Here is a 5,385-nt window from a genome sequence, read left to right as displayed (position 1 = left end):
TCATCGGTGCGGGCGACCCGTTGCCTCCTGGTCAGATCTTCCGTACCGACGATTCCCGCGTCGGATACAACGGGCCGGTGACGGCGATGGCCATGCGCCCCGGCCCCACGCTGGTCGGCGCGCTTGGACTGATCGAGGAGGACGTGTGGATCTGGGATGTCGAGAACGGGAAGAAGCTCGTCACCGAACTCGATGAGAGGGATGTCGAGGCGATCGCTTTCCATCCGAGCCGAGATGTCCTCGCCGCGGGGTCGGACGGCACGGTCCGGCTGTGGGACGCCAGGACGGGCCGACAGCTCGTCGGGTCGCCGATCGTAGACGCGGGCACGGTGTCGGCGCTGGCGTTTCATCCGCGTACCGGGTTGCTCGCCGTTGGCGCCTTCGACGGTTCCGCGCGGGTCTTCGACATCGACACGGGCAAGCCGCTCGGTCCACCGCTGGTAGGTGGCACGGGAAAGATCGAGGCGCTTGCCTTCGATCCCACCGGGGAACGACTGGCGGTTGCCGGTGTGGCGGTGCAGCTGTGGGACCTGCCCTCCGGACAGCCGCTCGGGCCGCCGATGCGTGGCGATATCGAGGGGATGAACTCGGTCGACTTTCACCCGAGTGGAAAGTTGTTGGCCACCGGCGGTGACGACAAGACAGTTCGACTATGGAACGCGCAGACTCGACAGCAAGTAGGCGAACCGCTGCGCGGGCACTCCGGCCCGGTCACGTCGACGGCATTCCATGGGGGCGGCGAAATGCTGGTTTCCGCGAGTGACGACGACACCGCCAGGGTTTGGGGTCCGGCGCTGTGGATTCGTGAAGCCTGTCGACGGGCTGGTCGCAATCTCACCGAGACGGAGTGGGATCGGTATCTCGGGGACAGGGCGTACACGCGAACCTGCCAGGAATTCGACGCGGGCGAAGGAGCGGAGCCGAACGCCGGGATCGGCGCGGCCTATCCGACGCTGTACGACATCTTTCTCGGATGAGCCGGACGAGACCACGAATCTCGCTGGTTCGATGAACACTATTGCGGTGCAAGCTGATCGGACGGTCAAGCATGAACGACAGCGTTTTCTCGGCGAAGCCGTTGTGCTTCGTGATCATGCCCTTCGGTACCAAAGGCGAGGCGGCCTCGGCGATCGAATTCGACCGGGTGTACGAGTCGATCGTCAAGCCCGCGGTGCAGGACGCGGGCATGGCCTGCCTGCGGGCCGACGAAGAGCAGTTCGGTGGGTTCATTCACCGAGCGATGTTCGAGCGGTTGATGGTGTGTGACTACGTGGTCGCGGACCTGACGCAAGCCAACGCGAACGTGTACTACGAGCTCGGAATCCGCCATGCCCTTCGACCCTGGAGTACCGTCCTGATCTCGGCCGCGGGATTCCGATTGCCGTTCGATCTCGCTCCTGAGCGAGTCCACCGGTACGAGCTGGACGCGGTCGGGTGCCCGAGCCGCCCGGAGGTCGACCGCGCGGAGCTGACGAAACAGCTGCGGCTCGCACGCGCCGAACAACGTACCGACAGCCCGTTGTTCGAGCTGTTCACCGGGCTGACGACGCCCAAGCTCTCGAAGTCCGATCTCGAGGCCTTCAACGACCGCTTCGAAGTCTCCGAAGCGGTCCGTCGGCAACTCGACGAGGCACGTGAGGCGGCGCGCGGCGATGACCGTCGTGGACGCGAAGAGGCCGTCGAGCAGATATCGCGGGTCCGTCTGGCGCTGTCGGACCTCCACGGGTACGACGAGAGCCTGTTGATCGATCTGTTGCTGGCCTATCGGGACTTTCGAATGTGGCAGGAGATGATCGACCTGGTCGATGACCTTCCGCCCTCGCTCGCCCGCAGTGTGACCGTGCGCGAGCAGCGGGCCTTCGCGCGAAATCGATTGCAGCCGGGAAGCATCGTCGCCGAAAACGAACTGCGTGAGCTGTGTCAGGAGTACGGCAGCAGTAGTGAGACCCTCGGCCTTCTCGGCAGAATCTATAAGGATCGATGGTCCGCCGCGCAGGGCACACCGCAGGCGCGCGGGTATCTTCGGCTCGCGATCGACACCTACGCTGCCGGCTTCGAGCTCGACTGGCGCGACTACTACCCTGGCATCAACGCGGTTCATCTGCTGTGGATCGATGACCGACGCAGCAAGCGTCTCGCGCAGCTGCTTCCGGTGGTGGAGTACGCGGCACGCGCCCGCATCGTCCGAGGTGGGGCAACGTATTGGGACTACGCCACCATGATCGAGCTCGCGATCTACGACGGCCGAATGCCTGATGCGCTGGATTGGCTGGACCAGGCGCTCGGCACAACGCCGAGTGATATGGAAAAGGAATCGACCTACACCACGATCAGGCGATTGCGTAGTTACTGTGACGGCGACGACGAATACTGGGACGCGCTGATCGAGGGGTTGGCCCCTGGTTCGCGTGGGCTCGCGGATCAGCCCTGAGCGAACGAAGTATGTTGCGTCACAAGTGAAGTCGACAGAAAGAGCGCCGTGCCCCCGCCAACTATCACCATCCTGGATTCGCTGGATACGATCGACGAATCCCTGCGACGGACCACGCTGACGCCCGGTCGCCCGGTTCTCGTGCTGGTCGGCGGCGCCGCCGGGCTGCCCGTCGACCCGGACAGTCCGCTGGCCCGTCTCCTCGTCGAGCACGTTGTGCCGCTGGTCGAACAGCTGGGCGCGGTGGTCGTCGACGGCGGCACCGACGCGGGTGTGATGCGCATGGTCGGTGATGCGCGGCGCTCGGCGGACGCGACTTTCCGGCTGGTCGGTGTGGTGGCCGAAGGCACAGTGCGGTTACCCGGAGCGCCCCCACCTCGAAGTCCGGATTGGGCGCACGTCGAGCCGGGGCACACCGACATCGTGCTGGTGCCGGGCTCGGAGTGGGGTGACGAGTCGCCGTGGTTGGCGGCGGTGGCGACGGCGATCGCGGGCCGTGCGGGCTCGGTGACGATGCTCGTCAACGGCGGTGCCATCGCCTATGTGGATGCGCTCAACAGTTTGGCGGTGGGTAGGGCGGCTGTCGTTTTGGCGGGATCGGGTCGAACGGCCGACGAGATCGCCGATGCCAGGACGATCGGGACGAACGACCGCGCCCTGGCGATCGCGGACTCCCCGCTCACCACGGTCGTCTCGATCGCGGACCCGGTCGCCGTCGCGGCCGCTCTCCGTGCCCGGATCGCCGAATCCGCCGAACTCGAATAGCTACTTCTGTGTCTCGTCGGCGTCTTCGTGCAGCGCGACCCATGACGACGTCTCCGCGGCGATGATCGCCTCGGTGCGATCGGCGAGTGCCCGCTTGCGCCCGCCGTCACGGTAGGGCCCGGACTTGGCCAGATACAGGAACTTCTCGCGTTTGAGCGCCTCCGCCGTCGCGCGATAGCGAATCCAGTTCGACTGCCACTGAAACAGCTGCAGGGCTCCCTCGGCCGCCACGAGGGTAGCCGCGATGGTCGCGGTGATGACAGCGGGGGCGGCCAGTGCCGCGACCGGTAGCAGTGCGCCGATCACGATCTGCGCCAGCTTGATCCGTTTGTATACGCGCTGAGCAGCCGCGGCCTTGGTGCTGTACCACGTCAACTGTCCGGTCAGCCGTTCCCAGGCGACGTCATCGTCGCCGTGGTCAGGGCGGACCGGTGTGTCGATCTGGGTGCTCATGGTTTCTCCGATGGGACCGCGAGAGGGATCGCTGCCGTCCGGGAAAGCGACCGTTTGGTCCAGTCCTGTTGCGGCAGAGTCGATCAGCTGTGCCGTCGAGAATAGACGACCCATTGGTGGTGTGCGGCCGGAACAATCTCGATGTTACCGGCCGGAACCTCCGCCCTCGCGGTGCCATAACTCGTACTATGCCGATGAAATCTGTTGCACAGGAACCTTTTCCAATCGACTCGACCTGCCGGGCAACAATCCGTAACGCAGTGAGGTACTCGACGTGATCAGAATCGACGTGCTCCACCGGCCCGAAGACGCGGACCGAATCCAGCCGCTACTGGCCGCCTTCGACGCGGAAGGGGTGAGAACAGGTGCCCCCCAGGCCGAGCCACCGTCGGATGCGACGCTGGTCGTGGTGTTCAGCGAGGCAATGGCGGACGAGGTCGAGCGGACCGGCATGGATCTCTTGACCGAGGTGACCAGTCGCTACCGCACGGTGGTGCCGATGGCCTACGTCCCCGACGTGCCCGACCCGTTCGACAAACTCAATCCGTGCTATCTGCCCCGGGTCACGGTCAGTGATGCCGCCAAGCGGGTCACCGCGATCGCCCGCTACGGCGGCGCCGATATCGTCGAGTGGGCCAGACTCGTCGACCAGGCCTCGAAGTGGCGAACGGCCGAGTCGACGGCGTTGTTGAACGAGTCGGCGCTGTCGGCGACCCACGGGCTCCTTCGGTCCGTCCCTGCCCGATCGTCACCCCATGTCGAGACGGTGCGCGCGTTCGTCGCCGCGAGCTCGTCGGCGGTGGCCCGGCGTCGCCGTCGAACGGGCGCTGTGCTCGCGGTGACCATTGTCGCGTTGGCCGCGCTGGTCACCTTCGCGACCGTGCAGACCGTGGGAGCGCGTCGAGCACAATCGGCCGCCGACCGAGCCGCCGACGCCGCCACGGCCGACCGTCTCAGTAGGGTCGCCGTCGAGCTGATCGGGTCGGATCCCGACTTGCCGAGCATTCTGGTCACACGAGCCGAGCAGCATGCTGCGACCGACGCCGTCCGTGGTGCCGCCGCCGCCGTCGCGGCGCAGACCTGGCCGCATACCGCTGTCCGGCTCGACTACCTGCCGCGTGAGGTGAGCGCCGCGCAGACCTCGACGCGCATCGCGATCACCGCGTACGACCAGACAGTCATCCGGGTTTACGACGCTCCGGGTGGCAATGAGATCGGGGTTTTCGACTATCACGAAGGTAGCGGGGAACCGGGTGGTGGCTTCGGCGAACTCAGCCCGGACGGCGAGCTGCTGGTGACCACCGAGCGTCTGCCCGGTCCGATCAAGGTCTTCGACGTCGCAGCGCGCGAACAGTTGACACAATCCACCAGTTGGCGAACCGATTACGATCGGCTGCTCGGTTGGTGGGACAACGACGAGGTACTGCTCGCCAGGAACTCGTCACTGCTGCGTATCGACGCTCGAACCGGGGCGAGCGTCGACGCTTTCGCGGCTCCACCGGGCACGGTCATCAAGGCCGCCGACCGCAGCCGCAACGGCCGTCATCTCGCCGTCGCCACCGAGGAGTCGGTGTTCCTGGTCGACGCGCAGACCGGTGCGGTCACCGGAACTGTCGACGCGCGCGGAATCTCGAAACTACAGGTGAACGATGACGGCACCCGCGCGCTCGGGATCGCCGATGATGGGAATCTGTGGGATCTCGAGCTCGACGACGGCTCCGGCAATGCCGGAGCCC

At 66.0% G+C, this 5,385-nt stretch carries 5 protein-coding genes; 4 read left to right on the top strand and 1 reads right to left on the bottom strand.

What is annotated here, in order from left to right:
- The 3 genes from ACFWF3_RS22610 to ACFWF3_RS22600 all read left to right on the top strand — a co-directional run.
- The coding region (locus ACFWF3_RS22610; protein ID WP_379315174.1) for a WD40 repeat domain-containing protein at positions 1-977 on the top strand (977 nt) is incomplete at its 5' end.
- A gap of 71 nt (positions 978-1,048) precedes the next feature.
- Positions 1,049-2,431, top strand: coding sequence for a TRAFs-binding domain-containing protein (locus ACFWF3_RS22605; RefSeq protein ID WP_379315173.1), 1,383 nt, complete (start codon positions 1,049-1,051; stop codon positions 2,429-2,431).
- Positions 2,432-2,479: 48 nt separating this feature from the next.
- Positions 2,480-3,196: a hypothetical protein gene (locus tag ACFWF3_RS22600; protein WP_378992066.1), complete on the top strand. Its 717-nt coding sequence runs from the start codon at positions 2,480-2,482 to the stop codon at positions 3,194-3,196.
- On the opposite strand, the gene ACFWF3_RS22595 is transcribed toward ACFWF3_RS22600, so the two are convergent.
- Positions 3,197-3,649 carry a DUF4231 domain-containing protein gene (locus ACFWF3_RS22595; RefSeq protein ID WP_378992067.1) on the bottom strand — a complete coding sequence of 151 codons (453 nt, stop codon included), beginning with the start codon at positions 3,647-3,649 and terminating at the stop codon, positions 3,197-3,199.
- Between the two features lie 274 nt (positions 3,650-3,923).
- Between ACFWF3_RS22595 and ACFWF3_RS22590 the strand changes: the two genes are divergently transcribed.
- Positions 3,924-5,385, top strand: a 1,462-nt coding sequence (locus ACFWF3_RS22590; protein ID WP_379315172.1) for a hypothetical protein, incomplete at its 3' end; no start/stop codon positions are given.

The sequence above is a fragment of the Nocardia sp. NPDC060220 genome (assembly GCF_042727815.1).
Classification (GTDB): Bacteria; Actinomycetota; Actinomycetes; order Mycobacteriales; family Mycobacteriaceae; genus Nocardia.
The sequence above is the reverse complement of the archived record's forward strand: the minus strand, read 5'-3'. Positions and strand labels throughout refer to the sequence as shown.

Bases quoted from the DNA above. Each gene is read 5' to 3' on its own strand.
- ACFWF3_RS22605 (WP_379315173.1), top strand. From the start codon at position 1,049: ATGAACGACAGCGTTTTCTCGGCGAAGCCGTTGTGCTTCGTGATCATG.
- ACFWF3_RS22595 (WP_378992067.1), bottom strand. From the start codon at position 3,649: ATGAGCACCCAGATCGACACACCGGTCCGCCCTGACCACGGCGACGAT.